This window comes from Bacillus cereus group sp. MYBK245-2 (assembly GCF_051916145.1).
GTDB classification, from domain to species: Bacteria; Bacillota; Bacilli; order Bacillales; family Bacillaceae_G; genus Bacillus_A; species Bacillus_A pacificus.
Window position 1 is genome coordinate 152107 of sequence record NZ_JBQAGB010000011.1, and the last position, 20142, is coordinate 172248.

The following is a 20142-nucleotide window of genomic DNA, read 5'->3' on the forward strand; positions in this document are numbered from 1 at the left end:
TCACCCTTTTCTATAAGAAGCCATAAGAATACGCTTACATTAAAGTTTCATTTTATATGTCTTTCACACGTTTAGCGTAACACAAAAAAAGGGAGAAGTAAATATAACGTTATAATGTTTAAGTCCCGATAATAGATACAATTATCATTTCGTAAATTTTATATGTTAAGATATTTTTAGTACATTGTGCCTCTGATTTTTCAAGACATTTCTCTATCATAAATAAAAAACCAAAAAGCACTTAAATTGATAGGCCTTTTGGTGATAGATAGATTTATAAAATGAAACTTTAATCAGTGTGGATTAGCCTTCACCAACTTTTGAGGTGGAAGCCTTACTGCCCACCAATAGCGGGCTAGAACTAAACAATTGAATTATTAATTAACCAATCAGTAAATAATTTATTTCCTTCACACTCATCTAGATCTTTTGTATGAACATGGAAAATTTCATATCCATACTTATCATAGAATGGATACTGAGAAAATTGATGATTTGATAAATCATCATAGGAAGAAATATCAAAATACACTACCCATAAATTTTCATTACATACTTTATAAGCTATAGCCTCATATGTAAAAACCTCTTCTATATCCCCGTAATAAAATAAATGCATATGAATCGAATCGTCAAAGTTATATTTTTTCATAGATATAAGCTCCTTAGACATTATCTAAAATATTTATGTGCACTAACATTAGGAGGACTATGATAATGTAAGATAGGACCTTTTCCATCAATATAATGATAATCTATGGCAAAAACTCGGTTACCAGTAGCTTTAGAACGTACTTGTATTATCATTCCACCCTTAGCTGCTTCTAAAATATATTGCTTCGGAGAATTGAGTGCCTTTTGTACATATGGACGCGCAACCGCCCAGGCTTTATCCGCAGCAGTTCTACCTACTTTTGAAACTAATACTCTTAATGCACCAAGAACAATAGCAGGCAATATCTCCTGCTTAACAACCAATTCGCCAGTAAAAGGATTTTTTTCAACAACAGATTCAACCCTTAGTTTACTTACTTCCTCCTCTAGTTGTAAAAAAACAGGGTCATTTACTAAAAACCCATACTCTTTTTCAAAATTTTCAAAATCGAAGTCAGAAGTATCAACCTTTGATAAATCAATGCCTAGATTGATTTCAGGGATATACTCCGTTACAATACCATCTTCTTCCGTTTCAATACTTGCATCAGCAATTGATGGTAAAGTAAAGCTCAGCAATAATGCAGCAGAAATCATCCCCGTGATAAATTTCTTTTTCATCTACCATTCTCCCTCCTAAATATATAACAGCAGAAAACAATAAAAATACACTTTTATTATCTCGCATTTTAAATAATAAAATATTAAGAAAAATTTAACTAGTCTATTAATAATCATCAATATTTGTTACTATCAATTTGTATAAAACAATTATTTAATGACATTTAAAATAAATCTCATAACTAATTCATTCGGTGCAAATATAGAGCAATTTATATAATTAATAATTCCTTTTCGTTCCTATTTCAAGTAATCGCCTTTATCAACTGCTTAAAAAGAATGGTCTTAAATCTCATCGATATAAGAAGGTACCATTTTTTATAATCCGATATTGTGTATAAAACAACGATAAAGCATAGACAAGTACCCAATAAAAAAATCGCACTTTAATAAGCTTTTTTAGCACCCCTACTTTTATTTGTTAGTTTAAAGACAATCCGATTTCGTATCCATTGATTTATTTCGCTAGCTTGATAGGCGGCCAATCATGAAAAAAAGCTATCTACTTCAGATAGCTTTTTCTCTATTCCTGAACCGTCACAATAACCCCATCCATATTATTCCCCGAAACTTCATACTGCTTATTCGCTGGAACATTCACTGTCCTGTTCCCGGATACTTTATAATAAGACACCGTATATTTCTTACCTTCCACATCGGTTGTAATTTCTTTTTTCTCTTTCAAGAAGTCTAAGTATTCCTCTAATGTCATTTTCTTTTTTTGCATAATCGCACTATGAGGTAAGCCGACATAACGAATGTGCCACGGCTCATATTGAATGCCTGTAATATTGCTTTTATTTTTCGGATAACGTAAAACAAAGCCGTGCTTCCATACGTTCTCTTCAATCCATTTTCCTTCAGGCGCTTTTTCCATTTTCTTTTGCGTCGATCCAACGTCCAGTGATAATCCTAAATTATGTTCACTATATCCTGCTGGGAGTGCATAATCAGATCCCATGTCTTTATATAATTTACTTTGTTCTTTAAAATCTCTATATCCGCTATTCATTAAGAAATGTTGTACACCATCTTTTCCAGCCGCATCGACAACGTTCAAAAACTTTTTTACAACCTCCTTTGATAAACGAAGATTTCTATCAAATATTACGTAGCCTCTCACTAATTCACTACTGTGATTTACATTTATAATGTCAGACCTAATACTATCTTTTTTCACTGGGTAGTCTTTGTTAACTAATAATAGATCCCCTTTATAAATTTCTTCTTTTGTAACCTCTACCTTTTTCATATTTTCATTCTTTACTGCACTATTTTCCTCGCCGATTTTCACATCAATTTCTTTTTGAAATAACGGTGATATATAAACGCCTACACAGATTGTGCATGCGATAAAAAAAGAAATAAATACCCACTTTTTCATTTCTAGTTCCTCCTTAACGTAACTTACGTCTAGAATAGAAAAAACTATTAAAATAAAAAGTGGGATAAAGTTTAAATTTTTATTAAATTGTTACGTTCTCGTCTTTTGGCAATCGCACTTCAAACATTGTTCTAACTACATTACTTTCAGCAGAAATCGTACCGTTATGCTGTTCAACAATATTTTTCGCAATAAATAGCCCAAGGCCTGTCCCGCCACGGTTCTCAGTTCTCGATTTATCACCTGTATAAAACATATCAAAAACATACGGTAAATCTTCTTCTGGAATGCTATCTCCATAATTTATAACTTGTACGACAACTTCTCCATTATCGATATACCCATTCAAATCAACAAATTGCCCATCATATCCGTAACGAACAGCATTTGTTAACAAGTTTTCAAATACTCTAGCTAACAATTTTCCATCACCGTTAATCGGCAAATGAGGATCAACATTCAATCTAGCTTCTAAATGATGTTTTTCTAATAACGGATACAATTCCTCATCTAACTGTATAAGTAGCTCACTTATATCAATCGGCTTTTTATCCAGCTTTAGCATGCCATAATTCATACGTGTAATTTCAAATAGCTCATCAATTAAACTTTCGAGCCTTTGCGATTTCGTATATGCAATTGTAGAGAAATGTTTAATTTGTTCCTTCGTTAAATTTTCATCTTTAAGAATTAAATCTAAATATCCTAACACGGATGTTAATGGTGTTCTTAAATCGTGAGCTAAGTTAACAATAAGCTGATCTTTACTACTTTCCGCAAAGTCTCCTCGTTCCACTGCTTCTTTTAACTTTTCACTCGCAACATTTATTTCACGTGCGATATCTCCAAACTCATCATTTGATGAAACGCGCACTTCATTTGTAAAATCTCCATTCGCCAAATGATGAATTCCGTTTGAAATCTCATCAAAATATTTTAAATACGGTCTAGTAAGGAAGAAGAAAAACATAATGGACAGAGGTATGAAGATAATTAAAAAGAAATTAACATCCCCAATTTGTCTTATTATCGACCGGACTTGAGCTAACGAATCCTCAAAACGAACGACTAATTTATAATAGATCCGTAACCCTTCATAAATGATATACGTTACGCCAGCAGCACATATCATACTTAACGCAAATAGCATAACCATCTTCGAGCGAAAACTTCTCATCTTGTTAGCCATTGAAAGTATAACCTACTCCCCACACTGTTTTTATTAACTTATTCTTTCTTTTATCTTCCCCAAGTTTTTTCCGCAACGTACGAATATGTACCATAACTGTATTTCCGCCTTCAAAATAATCATCGGCCCATACTTGCTGAAAAATATTTTCCACATTGTACACTTTCTTCGGGTGACTCGCTAATAAATATAAAATATCAAACTCTTTCGGTGTTAATTCAACTTGTTCTCCGTACACATTTACCGTTCTTCGCTCAGGATCAATAACGACTCCTCCTACCTCTAAAGCAGATTTATTCTCCGCCACTTTCGGCTGATTTAACGTAAGAAATCGGCGTAATTGTGCATTTACACGTGCGACTAATTCAATCGGTGTAAAAGGTTTCGTCATATAATCATCTGCGCCTAGCACAAGACCTGTCACCTTATCAAAATCAGACGTTTTCGCACTTAAGAAAATGATTGGCATATGATGCTTCGCGCGAATTTGGCGCGTCACTTCATACCCATCCATTTTCGGCATCATAATATCTAAAACCACTAAGTCGATTGGCTGCGTTTCAATAATATGAATTGCCTCTTCTCCATCAGCTGCTTTCACGACGTGGTACCCTTCTTTTTCTAAATGTATCTCAATTAAATCAGCAATTTCTGCCTCATCATCCGCTATTAAAATGGAAATGCGCTTCATTTTACTCCCCCTTTTATACGCTCGATTGTAAACTAGTCTATCCAATTTGTACAATACGAAAAGGTTACTCGCGGGAGTAACCTTTGTAAATAAAATTATATCAGCGATTTTCCAAATATATCGAACACAACTTGAATTATATCGACGTTTCGACAAGGAATATCGACTTACCGACAATTAACGACGAAATTCGCCCACTATTTTAAAGAATCCATTCACCGCTCAAAAACAATCCGCTGCTTCGTGATTTCCGCCAGCCTTCCGCGATCTACTTCATACTCAGCGTCAACACTTTGCGGCACCATCACTTTTCCGCCCTCAAGCGTCACTTCTGGTGAAATAATATCCTCCTCCCAATGTCTACTAGAAGCGGATATATCTCCTGGAATCGTAAAGTTCGGCAATGAGGCAAGCGCAACATTTTGCGCTCGTGAAATTCCCATCTCCACCATACCGCCGCACCAAACTGGTATGTTATGTTCCATACAATAATTATGAATTTGGATCGATTCTGTTAATCCGCCCACTCGCCCCGGTTTAATATTAACGATTTGGCAACTACCAAGTGTAATCGCAACGCGCGCGTCTTCTAAACTATGGATACTTTCGTCTAAACAAATCGGCGTTTCAATCTTCTTCTGTAGCTGTGCATGATCAAGAAAATCGTAATCTGCTAGTGGTTGCTCAATCATCATCAATTGGAATTCATCTAGTCGTTTCAGACTCTCCGTATCCGCTAATGTATACGCTGAATTGGCATCAGCCATTAACGGGATATGCGGAAACTCTTTACGTATTTCTTTTAATAACTCATAATCATGCCCTGGCTTTATTTTCACTTTAAAACGCTCGTATCCTTCTTCAGCGTACTTCTCGATTTGTTTTAACATAACCGGAATCGTATTAAGCCCAATTACAACACCGACTTCAATTTCAGACTTCGTTCCGCCAAGCACTGTCGCTAACGATTTCTTTTGACGCTTCGCATATAAATTCCAAACAGCCCCTTCAATTCCCGCCTTTGCCATTCGGTTTCTTTTTATATGCTGAAACAAGCTCGGCACTTCATTCGGATGAGAAATGTCAGCCTTTAATAAATCCGGTATTAAAAAATCTTGCAGTACATGCAGCGCGGTTTTCACTGTTTCTTCCGTATACCACGGTTCAGAAAATGCAACGACTTCACCAAATCCAATATGTCCGTCCGTATCTTCTAATTCAATGACGATACTTTCACGCTTTTCATACGTTCCGTAGCTTGCAGCAAACGGGATTACGAGTGGCATTTCCGTTATATGAAGTGTCGCTTTTTTTATTTCCACTTACATCTCCTCCACTAATTGTCTTAACTCTCGTCTTAACAATTTTTTCGAAGCGTTTCGTGGTAATTCCTCTAAGAAACATGCTTTTTTCGGCACTTTATATTTCGCTAATTTCTCCTCGCAAAAGTGAATAATTTCTTCTTCTGTTACCTCTCCGCTTTTTACAACAAAAGCAGCGGGTACTTGTCCCCATTTATCATCAGTCATACCGACAACACCAGCTTCCGCTACCGCCGGATGAGAAAGTAACACTTCTTCAATTTGGGCCGGATATATATTTTCCCCACCAGAAATAATTAAATCACTTCGGCGATCTAATACGTATAAAAATCCTTCTTCGTCTAAATAACCGAGGTCGCCAGTATGAAGCCATCCGTTTTGAATTGTTTCGCGCGTCGCATCTTCACGGTTAAAGTAACCACCTGTTACGTTCGGTCCTTTTACTACGATTTCGCCTTCTGTAAATGCCGGCACTACGACGCCATCTTTTTCAATACGAAGTCGGCACTGAAATAGTGGTTTTCCAGCTGATCCTACTTTCGTTAACATATAATCTGCGGACAACGTACAAATTTGCGACGACGTTTCTGTCATACCGTACGTTTGATATACAGGAATTCCTTTTTCTACACACGTTTCTAATATTGGTTTCGGCGCTGGTCCTCCGCCAAGTAACATGCATCGTAAAGAAGATGGGTATGTCTCTGCCCCAAGTCGCTCTAATAAATCAGTTAACATTTTAGAAACGACAGAGATAATTGTTACGCCTCTCGTTTGAAGTGCTTTATGAATAAAATCAGCATCATATTTCGGAACGAGTAAAATGCGCATGCCGTACATAATGTTTTTCATTAAAAGAGATAGCCCACCAACGTGGAACATCGGCATACAAGCTAACCAGCAATCATCATCACGAAGGCCTAAATTAAGCGAAGAACCAACTGCGCTTGCCCAATGATTGCCGTACGTTAAAATAACGCCTTTCGGTTTGCCTGTCGTCCCAGACGTATAAATAATTGTCATTGCTTCTTCTAAAGAAAACTCTTCTTGTATAGAGGCTTCCTCTTTTGGTCCATTCATCACTTCAGCGAATGAATATACAGGAATATCTTTAGCATCAAAGTCTTGATCTGTCACTAAACAAATAACTTCAGCATCATCCATTTGCCAAAGTAGCTCTTCTCTTGAAAGACGCGTATTTAAAAGCACAGCTACTGCACCTACGTAAGATAGGGCGTGAATAACTGTAATCATCTCCATACCATTTTTCATCAGAACAGCCACCTTTTGCCCACGCTTCACTCCAACATGCGTAAGGTGTTCGCAAACAGATACTACTTTTTCATGCAGCTGCATAAAAGTAACTTTCTCTTCCTCTATTTCAATTGCAGTGCGATCTGGTGTTAAAAATGCACGTTGCATTAACCAATTTGGCATCGTCTCCATCACTCATTCTCCTTTCATGAAAGAAAGAGACTTGATATGACATCAAGTCTCTTAGTTGTTTTGTTTCCGGTTTGATCATTTGGTTGCGACTCACTTTGTGGGCGAGCTGCTTCCGTCTAAGAACCTTAGCCAACGAGGCTAAACAGTCGGCTCCGCTTTTGATCACGGGAAACGAGGGAATTGACCGAAGTCTGGACGGCGTTTTTCTTTGAACGCGTCGCGACCTTCTTTTGCTTCGTCAGTTGTGTAGTACAATAACGTTGCATCTCCAGCTAGTTGTTGAATACCAGCTAGACCGTCTGTGTCTGCGTTGAATGCAGCTTTTAGGAAACGAAGTGCCATTGGGCTGTTTGCTAAAATTTCTTCTGCCCATTGTACTGTTTCTGCTTCAAGTTGTTCTAATGGTACTACTGTATTTACTAAGCCCATATCAAGCGCTTCTTGCGCGTTGTATTGACGGCATAGGTACCAAATTTCGCGAGCTTTCTTGTGGCCTACCATACGAGCTAAGTAACCAGCTCCGTATCCACCGTCAAAGCTTCCTACTTTAGGACCTGTTTGTCCGAATACAGCGTTGTCTGCAGCAATTGTTAAGTCACATACGATATGAAGTACGTGTCCACCACCGATTGCATAACCTGCTACCATTGCGATAACTGGTTTAGGAATTGCGCGAATTAGACGTTGTAAGTCTAATACATTTAAACGAGGGATTTGGTCGTCACCTACATATCCACCATGACCGCGAACTTTTTGGTCGCCGCCTGAACAGAATGCACGTCCACCTTCACCTGTTAAAATGATAACGCCAACATTTGCATCATCACGAGCATGTGCAAAAGCGTCGATTAACTCCATTACCGTTTTAGGACGGAATGCGTTATGTACTTCAGGGCGGTTAATCGAAATCTTTGCGATACCATTGTATGTTGAATAAATAATATCTTCGTAATTGCCTTCTTTTACCCATTCAATAGCCATTACAACTACCTCCTTGTATATTTCTGATCTCCTCTATAAGTGCAACTTCATTCTTAACTGAAAAAAGCATCACTGCATAGTTTTTAGAAATCCCTTTACTATTGTATCAAAATTTTCCGGTTGTTCCACATGAATTGCATGGCCAGCGCCATCAATTTTGACAAATTTCGCGTCAGAGACGCATTTTTCGATATTTTTTAATATGCGAAAGAACTTTTCATCATGCTCACCGTTCATTAAAAGAACAGGCATTTTTAAGTTTTGCAGCTCATTCCACCATGAAGGCTGAGCCCCTGTTCCCATGCCGCGCAAGCTATTTGCAAGCCCTTTTGGATTGTTAGCGAGTCGTTCTTTTCGCACTGCTTCTTGTACGTTTTGTGCTAAACTTTTTTGCGTTTCAAACAGCGGAATATTTTCCCACATCGATACAAAACTTTCGATGCCTTCTCGCTCAATTTTTTGAGCAAGTCGCTCATCTTTTTCACAGCGTTCTTTTCGCTCATCTTCACTTTCAAGCCCAGCTGTACAGTTTTCTAATAAAAGAGAACGTACATATTCTGGATATAGACACGCCATCGTAATCGCCAGTCTACCGCCCATTGAATAGCCAAGTATATGCGCCTTTTCAATATGAAGATAATCTAGTAGTTCTTTCATTTGCAATGCCGCATTTCGAATATCATAATGCGTCACATCTTCAGGACTTTCCGTTTTTCCGTGCCCAACAATATCTACTAAAATGACTTGAAACTGCTCGCTCCAAGAAGGAATGAAGGAACGCCACGTTTCCATACTTCCCGTAAAACCATGAAGAAGTAGAAGTGGTTCTCCGCTTCCGACTACTTCATATTCATACGATAAACCTTGCAGCGTTACGTTCATTTTGATTCACCTTGCAACGATGTAGTAATGACGTCCTGTGTTTTTGCCCATAACGTACGGTGCAACGTTAAGTTTTCATCACGGTTCGTACAAATTTCCACAACGTGTAAACCTTCTGTCGTCGTTCCTTTTTGTACCTCTTCACGGAATTGCTCCCAACCATTTACACGGCTAAATGAACCACCGTACATGTTGACAACATGCTCATAGTCAAGCCCAATTGGAGTTCCAAATAATGATTCGAAATGTTCCTTTTTCTCATATTGTGGTAAGAATGAGAAAATACCACCACCGTCATTATTTACAACAACAATCGTTATATTTAACTCATGTAATTTTGCGGCTAATAATCCGTTTAAATCATGATAAAATGATAAATCACCGATTACTAATACGAGCGGATCGCAAATCATGCTCGCTCCTAAAGCTGTCGAAATGATTCCATCAATCCCATTTACACCGCGGTTAGCCATCACTTGAATATTTTTATCCGATGTGAAAAAGAATGAATCTGTATCACGAATTGGCATACTATTACTCGCAAATAACGTTGCTCCTTCTGGTAATACGCGGACAATATCCGTAATGACTCTTCCTTCAAACGCAGTATCATATGTTTCCATTTCGCGAAGCGTTTCCTTCGTTTTTTCGTTTATATGTTGCCACATTTGGGACCAATCATTCTTTTTCATAACTGGCATTTTTTCTATTAGTGCACTGCAAAATGCAATATCACTTGCTTGGACAACTTCTGTTGCAACGAGAGCTGGATCTCTCCATTGTCCTGATTCATCAACAACGATATGAACAGCTTTCGTTTGTTTTTTGATGAACTGCGTTAATGCTTTCGAAACAGGCATACCACCGAAGCGAATTATAACTTCTGGCTTCCACGTTTCTTTTAACAGCTCATTTCGTAAAAATGTATCATAACAGTCGATTACCATCGTTTTATCGTGGTGTCCACTACGAATGTTAGAAAGTGGATCCGCTAATATTGGATATCCCATTTTTTCAGCTAGTTGCGTTGCAAACGTTGCGATTTCTGAATGACTATCATCTCCACAAATAATAAGCCCCTTTTTCATATGTGAAAGGCGCCCTACAAGAGAATCTACATATTCACTCGGCATCACCGCATTCCCTCGCTGAACTACTCCTGTATATTCTCCGCGTCCTTTATCCCATAAACTTTCTAATGAGAATTCAGGGATAAGCGGTTCGCGAACCGGAAAATTAAGATGAACAGGTCCTTGCGGTGCTAAAAGCGCGCTCGCTATCATGCGCTGCGTTGTCATGCGAGCGTAATGATACATCGCCTCATTCGCTTCTGGAAGTGCCATCTCTGTAAATTGCTTCACAAACGTGCCGTATAAATTAATTTGATTCATCGCTTGTGGTGCACCGACATCTCTTAATTCATGCGGTCTATCTGCCGTTAAGACGATAAGCGGCACTCGCGAATGAAAAGCTTCACATACAGCTGGATAATAGTTCGCTGCAGCCGTTCCTGACGTACATAATAATGCAACAGGACGTTTTTTCGCTTTTGCGATACCGAGCGCAAAAAATCCTGCTGATCTTTCATCTACATGTAAATATGTGTTCATTCCTTCATGTTGTTCCATTAGTAGAGCAATCGGCGTTGACCGTGAGCCTGGACTAATGACAACATCACATACATTTAGACGCGTCAGTTCATCCACGAACGCGCCTAAATAATATGATAATGCTTCTATATGATTGTTCATTTCATTAATTCCTCCAAAGCACCAAGCATCGGTCTAAACTTCAAACTTGTTTCTTCATATTCAAGTTGTGGTACTGAATCAATTACAATCCCGCAACCGGCGAATAAGGATGCTTTCTCGCCATTTAATAATCCGCAGCGAAGTGCAACCGCAAATTCACCATTTCCTTCATCATCTATCCAGCCAATCGGTGCACCATATAATCCTCTGTCTAACAATTCAACATCACGAATCAGTTTCATCGCTTCCAAACGAGGTGTCCCGCCAAGAGCTGGTGTTGGATGTAATTCTTCTACCATTGTTAAAAGACTCGCATCGCCTTTTGCCTCTACAGGCGTATATAAATGAATTAAGTTTTTCGTTGTTAATAAGCCCGGACTTTCCGGAATATTAACAGATTCGCAGTGCTCATTTAATACAGACCTGATCATGTTCACAACATAACCGTGTTCAGCTAAATTCTTTTCATCATGAAGAAGCGCATCACTATTTCGCTTACTTTCTTCTATAGATTGACCATGACCAGTTGAACCAGCAAGACACATTGAAGTAAACTTCTCATCTTCTTTGCGAATTAATCTCTCTGGCGTCGCTCCTAAGAAGCATGCTCCTTTATAATCAAAAGAAAATACGTAACAATCTGGTTGCCCAATGCGAAGCGCTTCTAAAACAAGCGCAGAATCAATATGATGATCCATCTCTACTTTTAGCTCCCTCGCTAATACAACCTTCTGCACGTTCCCCTGCTTCATCTCATCTTGCACTTTCTCAATAGCCTTCATCCAGCCTTTCGGATCCACTTCTACTTTAGAAGTAACTGTTAATTTCGATCCTTCTAGTGCACATTTACTCTCCTCCAAAATTTTCTCTTCTAAAGAAACAATTTCGTTATAAAGAGTTTCTGCACAATCTGTTGCTGAAACGAATGTATTCATTGTTAACCATGCTTTTTCATTTTTTACAGTTAATAAAAATGCTGGTAGTGAAAATGTCGTATCATCAAATTCTTTCCATAAGTCTGTTTTCTCTTTTTCTTGGTCAAATGAAAATCCACCAAATAAAAGAGGACCTGTTCCAAATTCATATTTTTCTCTTTGTACAAACGATTTCTCTTTTACTTTATCCCACTCGTCACGAGCAGTTTGAAAGCGTTTGTGAGAAGCAGTTGCTATAGTGAAAACAGAACCAATTCCAGCAAATATTACATGCTGAGCTGGGTCTGCAAAATAACATCTATTTTCGAATGAGATCCTTTTTCCTGCTGCATAAAACAGAAGTGGATCCATCCAGTCTATTTGTTTTACAAAACTAACCAATATTTTTTCATCAGTTGCATGCTTAATGGCTGCACTTAGAACTTCTTGCAAGCCTTTTTGTTTCGTTTGAATCACAATTGTCTCCCCCCTATGGGCGAAAAATAGTCATAATTACGCTTGATTTTAAGATACACCTCAAACGAAAGGCCTGTCAACGTTTAGCATTTCTGAGAAATTCACCTTCTCTTCCTAGAAAATAAACGTTGACACTAAATGATGCTTTTTCTACACTTAGTTGTGTACAATATGTGACCAAAGGAGGATTCAACATGGAAATGAACGTCGAAACGAATTCCTCTCCTACGGCGCCAAAGCCAAGCAAGCAAACAGGCTGGCGCATTTGGTGGAGTTTACTACGTCCCCATACATTAACAGCAGCTTTCGTTCCTGTTTTCATCGGAACAGCCTATGCAATGCAGGTCGGAGGTATAAATCAAATACATCTCCCTCTTTTCCTTATAATGCTTCTTGCTTGTCTTCTCATTCAGGCAGCAACAAACATGTTTAATGAATACTTTGATTATAAAAGAGGACTTGATCACGAAGGTTCAGTTGGTATCGGCGGCGCTATCGTTCGCGATGGCATTCAGCCAAAAACAGTGCTTAACTTAGCATTTGGATTTTTCGGCATCGCAATACTATTAGGTGTTTATATTTGTATGAATTCTAGCTGGTGGCTTGCTGCAATCGGTCTTGTTTGTATGGCCGTTGCTTACCTTTATACGGGCGGTCCACTTCCCATTGCCTATACACCATTTGGAGAGTTAACAGCCGGATTATTTATGGGTGTCATTATTATCGGGATTTCATTCTTTATTCAAACTGGAACTGTAACATCAGAAGTCGTTTTACTATCTATTCCAAGCTCCATTTTAATTGGTGCCATTTTACTTGCTAACAATATCCGTGACTTAGATGGCGATAAAGAAAACGGTCGTAAAACGTTAGCAATTCTCGTTGGACGCGAGCGAGCAGTTGGTGTACTTGCTTCTATGTTCATCGTTTCCTACATTTGGACAATTGCTTTAATTATCGTCGGCATCGTATCACCATGGATGCTTATCGTATTTTTAAGTGCACCGAAAGCATATAAAGCGACGAAAGGCTTTATCGGCAAAAGCATTCCAATGGAAATGGTACCTGCGATGATAGCAACAGCAAAAACAAATACAATCTTCGGTCTCTTAATGGGAATCGGATTATTACTTGGATATTTCCTTTAAAAGGAGCTGCTAATGCGGCTCCTTTTTCATATACCAATTTCAGCTCATAATTCCTACTCGCAACGCTCATACTATGTAAAGAAACTGAATTGTAGGAAGGTGGACGACTATGTTAACTCCACAACAAATAAATCAATTTAAATCCGTTTTAGAAAAACAAAAGCAAGAACTAGAGCAAACGATACAAACACACGAAAATGAAGATCGTGCATCTGAACGTGAATCTGTTGGAGAGTTATCTAGCTATGATAACCATCCGGCTGATATGGCAACAGAGCTATATGAACGTGAAAAAGACTTCGGGCTTATTGAACTTTGGCATAAACAATTAGAGGATACGAAGCATGCCTTGCAAAAAATAGAAGCGGGTACGTACGGCATTTGCGAAGTATCTGGTGAAGAAATTCCATTTGAAAGATTAGAAGCGATGCCGACTGCTACAACATGCGTTGAGCACGCAACAAATAAGTTAAATATGAATACACGACCAGTCGAAGAAGAAGCATTGTCTCCTTCTTTCCATAAACATGATGAAGATCATTCTGTTGAGTACGATGCAGAAGATGCATGGCAAGATGTAGCCAATTACGGAACATCTGAAACACCATCTGATTTAGAAAGACAAGATTCGAAAAACTATAACGGCATGTACGTAAATAGTGAAGAAAACGTAGGCTACGTAGAGGATTTTGAAAACTTTATCGGTACAGATATGTATGGAAAAAATCCGCAAGTTTTCGCTACGGAAGAACATGAAGAATATGAGCAAATGCTTGATGACTTTGAAGAGCGTACCTTTAAGGGCGAATTGTCTTCAAATGAGTCGAGTTCCAAAGAATAAAAAAAAGCATTCCGAAAATCGGAATGCTTTTTATCGCTAGCTAATTAGTTTTTTGTAACGTTAGCAGCTTGTGGTCCACGGTTACCTTCAACGATTTCGAAAGAAACTTCTTGACCTTCTTCTAAAGTTTTGAATCCGTCACCTTGGATAGCTGAGAAGTGAACGAATACATCGTCTCCACCTTCAACTTCGATGAAACCGAAACCTTTTTCGCTGTTGAACCATTTAACTTTACCTGTTTGCATGTCATGTACCTCCTAAATAAAAATGAAACTATGAATCCACATGAAAAGGTGGATATAAAGGACATGAATATATAACAAGCTTACAGCCTTTAATTCAACGTGCTTTATTTCCGTACCACATTATGTAGCTCAATAGTGACTTCACTATATCACGCTATATCCAAAACGTCAAATGAGAACACTTTCATTCCATTATTTTTTTATAATTTTAATATAATGTTGAACTTCCATATTCATATTTTATCTCGCTATTTGCGGACTGCTCGATTGGTGAGAGCTGACAACCAATTTTGGGTGCTCCCACTTTATTTGAAAATTAACAAAACTAAAGTATTCTAATCCTATTAAATTCTGTACAATATAAATATCTATTACATACGAGGTGAAAAAAATGAGAGCACATGAAATCGAGTATAAATTATACGGCGATGATATGCAGTTTGTTGAAATTGAGTTAGACCCAGAAGAAAGCGTGATCGCAGAAGCTGGCGCAATGATGATGATGGAAGATTACATAGAAATGGAAACAATCTTCGGCGATGGTTCTGGCCCATCTGGAGGTTTATTCGGAAAATTAATGGGCGCTGGTAAGCGTCTCGTGACAGGCGAAAGCATGTTTATGACTGTATTTACAAATACAGGTCACGGCAAGCGTCACGTATCCTTTGCTGCTCCTTATCCGGGTAAAATTATTCCTGTAGATTTAACAGAATATCAAGGAAAAGTAGTTTGTCAAAAAGATGCATTTCTTTGTGCCGCAAAAGGCGTTTCTATCGGAATCGAGTTTACGAAAAAAATCGGAACTGGTTTCTTCGGCGGTGAAGGTTTCATCATGCAGAAACTTGAAGGTGATGGACTTGCTTTCATGCATGCAGGCGGAACTGTATATAAGCGTGAATTAAAACATGGCGAAAAACTTCGCATCGATACAGGTTGTCTCGTTGCCATGACAAAAGACATTAACTACGATGTCGAGTTCGTTGGAAAAGTAAAAACAGCTCTATTTGGCGGCGAAGGTTTATTCTTCGCAACGTTAGAAGGACCTGGAACAGTTTGGATTCAGTCCTTAACACTTAGCCGCTTAGCAGCACGTCTGACAAGCCCAGCAGCGCAAAGCACTGGTGAAGGCAGCGTTTTAGGTGGACTTGGTCGTTTATTAGATGGAAAAGAGTAAAAAGGGCCCTTATAGGGCTCTTTTTATTTAGGTGGACTATACAAACCACTTTGAATCATATAATACTCCATCGCTTCGTTAAGCCATGCCTCTTCTTCTTCCGTATAAGGAGATGGCATCATATTATTATATTGTTCTTGTGCATTCTCTAATTTACCTAGAGAATACATTGTCTCTTCACCAACATACTTAAGAGTCGCCTTCATATGTTCATCAACCAATTTTTGCACTTCTGAATCCTCAATTTGTCTTCCGAATAACCTTTTCACTTCTTTTGCTAAACGCACAAACTCTTTATCAAGTGCCAGACTCTCTTCTTCTGGTTTATTATATAATCCATCAACTGTTTCTTTTGATACATATTCTTCAAGCCATAAACGTTGTTCAGTTTCTTTTTGAATGCTGTTAATTAGACTCATTAATATGTCACTATCCAACTCTTCATCTTCCTTAAGACATACCATTGTTCGTTCAAGCGCCTTAATCGAAACTTCAATTTGTTTTCTTTTTTCTTCAAAGGCTTTTCTTTGTTGCTCCAATGTTTCTTTTAAACTTACATTCAAACTTGGCATTTTCAGCATGACGCTTATTTCTTCTAAACTATATCCTAATACTTTAAGGCTCACTATTTTTTGTAGCTCTAATATATCTTTTCCTTTGTACACACGGTGACCAGAGCTAATATTCTTTTCAGGTTTAAGTAATCCAATTTCATCGTAATATTGGAGCGTTCGTATCGTTGTACCTGTTCCCCTTGAAAACTCACCAATTGAATAGCCTTCTCTTTTGCTCATCTTACACTCCTCCTAACAGTATGTTTACAAAAATCATACTCCCTCACGTAACTGTAGGTTCAAGCTTTTTTTCTAAAAGAATGAATCAAGTCCCTCACTGCATATATTGAACTATACCTTTTCTTAAGGAGGCTCCCTTAATGCGTACTCCTTTATCCTTTGATAAAGATACCGCCATACTGTTAGCTTCTTGTTGTGAGTTAACATATGAACAATATAAACAAAATGGGATTTTTGAAATACCAGATGGTTTTCAATATGTACAAGGCTTTCAAGGAAAAACCATTCAAACGACAGAATGGTTCGGATTCATACTAGAATCTGAGGATACCGTTATTGTAGCTTTTCGCGGGACACAAACAGATACAGACTGGATTATCGATTCACTCGTTAACCAAAAACCATATCCATATGCTTTAAATAGCGGAAATGTCCATAACGGCTTTCTTTCCATTTATGAATCTTGCCGAGATTCTATTATGGATATGCTCGTATCGTTACCAGCCCATAAGAAACTTCTTGCAACCGGTCATAGCTTAGGCGGCGCACTCGCTACACTACATATACTCGATGCGCGTATAAACACTGCCTTCGCACAGTACGGTCTGTATACATTTGCCTCCCCAAAAGTGGGAGATATTGCATTTCGTAATTATTATAAACTACAAGTAGCTAGTAGCTTTCGTTTCGTCAACTTATTTGATGTCGTTCCACTTCTTCCTCCTCGAAACATAAATTTTAATGACCAAGACTGGGAATATGCACACGTTCATCACAACATGACTTTTACAAAAAACACAAAATCTATTACAAATAATCATGCCATGACAACATACAAAACATGTCTGACTTCTCATTTTTAACCAGTAAACAATTGGAAATTAAATATCCTTATACTATAATAATATATGAAGTTACTTTTGGATGAGGGGACCTTACATGCTAAAATTTATCTTCGCACTTTTTCTCATTGTAATTTTTACGTTTACAGGTTTCTTTACATTTTCATACTTTGCGACAGGAGAATATGGTGGAACGGGTGTAATATATACTGCGATCCCATTTCTTTCTTAAGCAAAAAAGAAAACCGAGCTTAATGAGTTTAAGCTCGGTTTATTTATTAGTGTCAATTTTTGTCGGTAAATCGATATATCTTAAAAATCGCTGATATAAATTTCATATAATCTTTTCCAACGTAGCAATCTCTTTAAATTTGCGTAACTGTATTACCAATACCCCAAATCTCATTACTATACTGTAAAATCGTTCGATCGCTCGCAAAATGACCAGATTGTGCAATATTTAAAATCGACATTTCGAGCCACTTCGTTCGGTTCTCATAAGCTCTACCAACAGCTTCTTGCTTTTCCGCATATGGGCCAAAATCTCGCAGAACGAAATATTCATCATTTTGAATAACGAGAGAATCGTAAATTGCTTCAAATTCAGCTCCCGACTGTGCAAAGAAACCATTCGTTAACTGGTCTACTACCTTCTTAATGTGCCCATTGTGGTGATAATAATCACTTGCACGATATCCACCATTTTGATAGTAATGAAGAACCTCTTCGGCCGTTAAACCGAAAATGAAACAGTTATCATCACCGACTCTATCTTTTATTTCAATATTCGCTCCGTCTAACGTGCCGAGCGTAATCGCACCATTCATCATAAATTTCATATTGCCTGTTCCGGATGCTTCTTTACTCGCCGTTGAAATTTGTTCACTTACATCGGCCGCTGGGAATATATCTTCCGCTACAGACACTCGATAGTTTTCTAGAAAGATAACTTTCATATATTGGCTTACGTACGGATCGTTATTCACTTTCCTTGCAAGTTCATTTATTAATTTAATAATTTTTTTCGCATAGTAATAGCCAGGTGATGCTTTCGCTCCAAAAATAAAAGTACGCGGATAAAATGTAAAACTAGCATCCTCTTTCAAACGGTTATACAAATATAAAATATGAAGAACATTTAATAATTGTCGCTTGTAAGCATGTAGCCTTTTTACTTGCACATCAAAAATAGAATTAGGATCAATTGTAATCCCCATTGTATTATGAATGCGCGCTGCTAAAATCTCTTTGCGCTCTTGTTTTACCTCTGCAAATTTCTCTTGGAAACTCGCATCGTATTGAACTAATTGTAGCTCTTGAAGCTTAATCGGTTCTTTCTTCCACTCTGTTCCAATCGCCTCTGAAATAAGGTTTGTCAGCTGTGGATTCGCCTTCATTAACCAGCGTCTATGAGCGATTCCATTCGTTTTATTATTAAACTTATCTGGATAAAACTCATAAAACAATCGCATTTCACGTTGTTTTAAAATTTCCGTATGAATTTTTGCTACACCATTTACGCTATGACTACCGACAATTGCTAAATGAGCCATTTTCACAAGATCATGCGCAATAATCGCCATCTCTTCAATACGATGCCATTCATACGGATAACGCTCCCAAAGTTCATGACAGAAACGTTCATTAATCTCTTCAATAATCATATAAATTCTCGGTAATAACGGTTTAAAAATGTGAATTGGCCACTTCTCAAGCGCTTCTGATAACGTCGTATGATTCGTATAAGAAATCGTTTGCGTCGTTATGTGCCAAGCTTCTTCCCATGCTAGTTTTTCTTCATCTAATAAAATACGCATCAGTTCTGGAATCGCCAAAACTGGATGTGTATCATTAATATGAATCGCAATTTTCTCATGTAATTGACGAAGGTCACCATATCTTTCTCTATGCATACGAACGATATTTTGCAAGCTTGCTGATACGAGGAAATACTGTTGTTTCAAACGAAGTATTTTCCCCTCATCATGCGTATCATCTGGATATAAAAACTCCGATACCGCTTCTGTTTCACGCTTATATTTCAAAATATCTTTGCAATTTTGCGGGAAAGGAACTGGTTCCGCATTCCAAAGTCTAAGTGTATTTACAGTACTCGTCTCATAACCTACTACTGGAACGTCATATGGTACGGCCATAATTACTTCTGCATTTGTATGCCTGAATTCTAAACGCCCATCAATGTAGAGCGGTTCAACATTGCCGAAATAACTTACTTCTACAGCTTGATCATGCCTTCTTACTTCCCATACATTTTCATGAAGAAGCCACTGTTCTGGAAATTCAACTTGATAACCATCAACAATTTTTTGATCAAATAAGCCGTGTTTGTAACGAATTCCGCACCCATGACCTGGTAAGTTTAAAGATGCAAGTGAATCAAGGAAACAGGCTGCTAATCGTCCAAGTCCACCATTTCCAAGACCTGCATCTGCTTCCACCTCTTCTAATTGTTGCAACGAAATTCCAAGCTCAGAAAGCCCTTGCTCACATACATCCTTGATGCCTAAATTTAATATGTTACTTCCAAGCAAACGCCCAAGTAAAAACTCAATGGATAAGTAATACATTTGCTTTCGCTCTCCAGACCGATAACTTTCATTCGTTGCAATCCATTGACTATTCATATACTCACGTACCATATACCCAAGCGTATTGTATTGATCACGAGTTGTAGATTCTTTGAAACTTTTACCATACATCGTCTCTAACTTTTCTAGAAAAGCTGATTTGAAACTTTCAACATGAGTAAACATCTCTTCACCACC

General features: G+C 37.9%; 19 protein-coding genes and 1 pseudogene. 6 read left to right on the top strand and 14 right to left on the bottom strand.

Annotation, left to right across the window (positions count from 1 at the left end; genetic code table 11):
* Positions 1 to 361: 361 nt before the first annotated feature.
* Positions 362 to 652 (bottom strand): DUF3986 family protein, encoded by a 291-nt coding sequence (locus ACTFRN_RS18805; protein WP_000760461.1) that lies wholly within the window; start codon positions 650 to 652, stop codon positions 362 to 364.
* Positions 653 to 672: 20 nt separating this feature from the next.
* On the bottom strand, positions 673 to 1275 hold the full coding sequence (locus tag ACTFRN_RS18810; protein WP_000726227.1) for a hypothetical protein: 603 nt from the start codon (positions 1273 to 1275) through the stop codon (positions 673 to 675).
* A 198-nt stretch (positions 1276 to 1473) separates the two neighbouring features.
* Between ACTFRN_RS18810 and ACTFRN_RS18815 the strand changes: the two are divergent.
* Positions 1474 to 1665: pseudogene (locus ACTFRN_RS18815) on the top strand (hypothetical protein); the annotation flags it as partial.
* A 133-nt stretch (positions 1666 to 1798) separates the two neighbouring features.
* Here the strand turns inward: ACTFRN_RS18815 and ACTFRN_RS18820 are convergent.
* The 9 genes from ACTFRN_RS18820 to ACTFRN_RS18860 all read right to left on the bottom strand — a co-directional run bounded on the left by ACTFRN_RS18820 (position 1799) and on the right by ACTFRN_RS18860 (position 12312).
* Positions 1799 to 2659, bottom strand: coding sequence for a M15 family metallopeptidase (locus ACTFRN_RS18820; RefSeq protein ID WP_049114089.1), 861 nt, complete (start codon positions 2657 to 2659; stop codon positions 1799 to 1801).
* An 82-nt stretch (positions 2660 to 2741) separates the two neighbouring features.
* Positions 2742 to 3848 carry a HAMP domain-containing sensor histidine kinase gene (locus ACTFRN_RS18825; protein WP_074567879.1) on the bottom strand — a complete coding sequence of 369 codons (1107 nt, stop codon included), beginning with the start codon at positions 3846 to 3848 and terminating at the stop codon, positions 2742 to 2744.
* Positions 3841 to 4539 (bottom strand): response regulator transcription factor, encoded by a 699-nt coding sequence (locus ACTFRN_RS18830; protein ID WP_000822490.1) that lies wholly within the window; start codon positions 4537 to 4539, stop codon positions 3841 to 3843. The genes ACTFRN_RS18825 and ACTFRN_RS18830 overlap by 8 nt, the downstream gene beginning before the upstream one ends.
* A 215-nt stretch (positions 4540 to 4754) precedes the next feature.
* On the bottom strand, positions 4755 to 5861 hold the full coding sequence (gene menC / locus ACTFRN_RS18835) for an o-succinylbenzoate synthase (RefSeq protein WP_000403280.1): 1107 nt from the start codon (positions 5859 to 5861) through the stop codon (positions 4755 to 4757).
* Positions 5862 to 7307 (bottom strand): o-succinylbenzoate--CoA ligase, encoded by a 1446-nt coding sequence (locus tag ACTFRN_RS18840; protein WP_000449584.1) that lies wholly within the window; start codon positions 7305 to 7307, stop codon positions 5862 to 5864.
* A gap of 162 nt (positions 7308 to 7469) precedes the next feature.
* The gene (gene menB, locus ACTFRN_RS18845; protein WP_000963874.1) at positions 7470 to 8288 is read right to left on the bottom strand and encodes a 1,4-dihydroxy-2-naphthoyl-CoA synthase; all 819 of its coding nucleotides are present in this window, start codon (positions 8286 to 8288) and stop codon (positions 7470 to 7472) included.
* A 69-nt stretch (positions 8289 to 8357) separates the two neighbouring features.
* Entirely contained in the window at positions 8358 to 9170 is an 813-nt protein-coding gene (gene menH / locus ACTFRN_RS18850; protein ID WP_001103342.1) for a 2-succinyl-6-hydroxy-2,4-cyclohexadiene-1-carboxylate synthase, read from the bottom strand.
* Complete coding sequence (gene menD, locus ACTFRN_RS18855; RefSeq protein ID WP_049114082.1) at positions 9167 to 10921, bottom strand: 2-succinyl-5-enolpyruvyl-6-hydroxy-3-cyclohexene-1-carboxylic-acid synthase; 1755 nt, start codon at positions 10919 to 10921, stop codon at positions 9167 to 9169. The genes menH and menD overlap by 4 nt, the downstream gene beginning before the upstream one ends.
* A complete protein-coding gene (locus ACTFRN_RS18860) occupies positions 10918 to 12312 on the bottom strand; it encodes an isochorismate synthase (protein ID WP_000616755.1) in 1395 nt (464 codons plus the stop codon). Before ACTFRN_RS18860 ends, menD begins: the two co-directional genes overlap by 4 nt.
* A gap of 194 nt (positions 12313 to 12506) precedes the next feature.
* Here ACTFRN_RS18860 and ACTFRN_RS18865 point away from each other — a divergent pair, with 194 nt between their 5' ends.
* Together ACTFRN_RS18865 and ACTFRN_RS18870 are read left to right on the top strand one after the other, a co-directional pair.
* Positions 12507 to 13460 (top strand): 1,4-dihydroxy-2-naphthoate polyprenyltransferase, encoded by a 954-nt coding sequence (locus ACTFRN_RS18865; RefSeq protein ID WP_000425748.1) that lies wholly within the window; start codon positions 12507 to 12509, stop codon positions 13458 to 13460.
* Between the two features lie 109 nt (positions 13461 to 13569).
* Complete coding sequence (locus ACTFRN_RS18870) at positions 13570 to 14301, top strand: yteA family sporulation protein (protein WP_088106356.1); 732 nt, start codon at positions 13570 to 13572, stop codon at positions 14299 to 14301.
* A 44-nt stretch (positions 14302 to 14345) separates the two neighbouring features.
* Here the strand turns inward: ACTFRN_RS18870 and cspD are convergent, their stop codons facing one another.
* Entirely contained in the window at positions 14346 to 14546 is a 201-nt protein-coding gene (gene cspD, locus ACTFRN_RS18875; protein ID WP_001193054.1) for a cold-shock protein CspD, read from the bottom strand.
* Positions 14547 to 14937: 391 nt separating this feature from the next.
* Between cspD and ACTFRN_RS18880 the strand changes: the two genes are divergently transcribed.
* Positions 14938 to 15720, top strand: coding sequence for a TIGR00266 family protein (locus ACTFRN_RS18880; protein WP_001201255.1), 783 nt, complete (start codon positions 14938 to 14940; stop codon positions 15718 to 15720).
* 23 nt (positions 15721 to 15743) lie between these two features.
* On the opposite strand, the gene ACTFRN_RS18885 is transcribed toward ACTFRN_RS18880, so the two are convergent.
* The gene (locus ACTFRN_RS18885) at positions 15744 to 16514 is read right to left on the bottom strand and encodes a MerR family transcriptional regulator (RefSeq protein WP_088106357.1); all 771 of its coding nucleotides are present in this window, start codon (positions 16512 to 16514) and stop codon (positions 15744 to 15746) included.
* Between the two features lie 140 nt (positions 16515 to 16654).
* On the opposite strand from ACTFRN_RS18885, the gene ACTFRN_RS18890 reads away from it, so the two are divergent.
* On the top strand, positions 16655 to 17377 hold the full coding sequence (locus tag ACTFRN_RS18890; protein ID WP_001260123.1) for a lipase family protein: 723 nt from the start codon (positions 16655 to 16657) through the stop codon (positions 17375 to 17377).
* Positions 17378 to 17453: 76 nt separating this feature from the next.
* Positions 17454 to 17588 carry a hypothetical protein gene (locus ACTFRN_RS18895; protein WP_000911074.1) on the top strand — a complete coding sequence of 45 codons (135 nt, stop codon included), beginning with the start codon at positions 17454 to 17456 and terminating at the stop codon, positions 17586 to 17588.
* A 133-nt stretch (positions 17589 to 17721) separates the two neighbouring features.
* Here the strand turns inward: ACTFRN_RS18895 and glgP are convergent, their stop codons facing one another.
* On the bottom strand, positions 17722 to 20130 hold the full coding sequence (glgP, locus tag ACTFRN_RS18900) for a glycogen phosphorylase (protein ID WP_000494089.1): 2409 nt from the start codon (positions 20128 to 20130) through the stop codon (positions 17722 to 17724).
* Positions 20131 to 20142 lie beyond the last annotated feature (12 nt).